Origin of the sequence: Teredinibacter waterburyi (assembly GCF_001922985.1) — a bacterium.
Lineage (GTDB): Bacteria > Pseudomonadota > Gammaproteobacteria > Pseudomonadales > Cellvibrionaceae > Teredinibacter > Teredinibacter waterburyi.
On sequence record NZ_MRUH01000016.1, the window covers coordinates 1 to 710 of the forward strand.

At 41.1% G+C, this 710-nt stretch carries 1 protein-coding gene; it reads left to right on the forward strand.

The genetic code is table 11. The annotated features are described in order from the left end of the window. Positions 1 to 73 precede the first annotated feature (73 nt). A complete protein-coding gene (locus IDZ20_RS01565; protein ID WP_188149678.1) occupies positions 74 to 538 on the forward strand; it encodes a GNAT family N-acetyltransferase in 465 nt (154 codons plus the stop codon). Positions 539 to 710 lie beyond the last annotated feature (172 nt).

Here is a 710-nt window from a genome sequence, read left to right on the forward strand (position 1 = left end):
TCGCGCAGCTCCATTTTACACAAACGCTCACAGCAAAAATTGCAGGTGAGCTTGGCGTTAGAAGTATTGCGATATGAGTAAAATTGAATTCTTGTGTTTTGAACAAGTGAATCCAAAAGACTTCATGGCAATCGTCAATGAGGATTCTCTGAGAATACATTTAGTCGATCATCCATATTTTGATGCGGCCAGACTTCAAGAGTGGATGGGAGATAAAATTAAAGTGAATGCGATAGAGGGTTGTCGTATTCGTGCAGTTTATATAGGTGAGGTTTTAGCTGGTTGGTGTGGAATTCAGCCAGATGATAATGGCTTTGAATTAGCTGTTGTTATCTCACAAAAATTCTGGGGTTCTGGAATTCCAATTTTTAAAGTACTCATGCGTTGGGCTAACGAGTTAGGGCATAAAGAAGTACTATTTCATTTGCTCGAAAGTAGACCTGAGTACAAGGCACTAAATAGAATGGCCACTAAAGTTCATAAAACAGAACAATTAGGTCGGTGTTTTACAACTTACCATATTCCAGTAGATCGATAATGGCCTAAAAAACTTCTAACAAGGCGCTGCACTCTGACACATACTGCTACGCTCGTTTTTGTGTCTCTCGCTTCGCTCCATTTTCACACAAAAACGCTCTCCGCAGTATGTGCAGGTGAGCTTGGCGTTATGCGTCTTAACGGCTGGTAGAGTAGGGCTTGGAATTCATTGG

Excerpts from the sequence above, each read along its gene's own strand:
- IDZ20_RS01565 (WP_188149678.1), top strand. The coding sequence starts at position 74 with ATGAGTAAAATTGAATTCTTGTGTTTTGAACAAGTGAATCCAAAAGAC.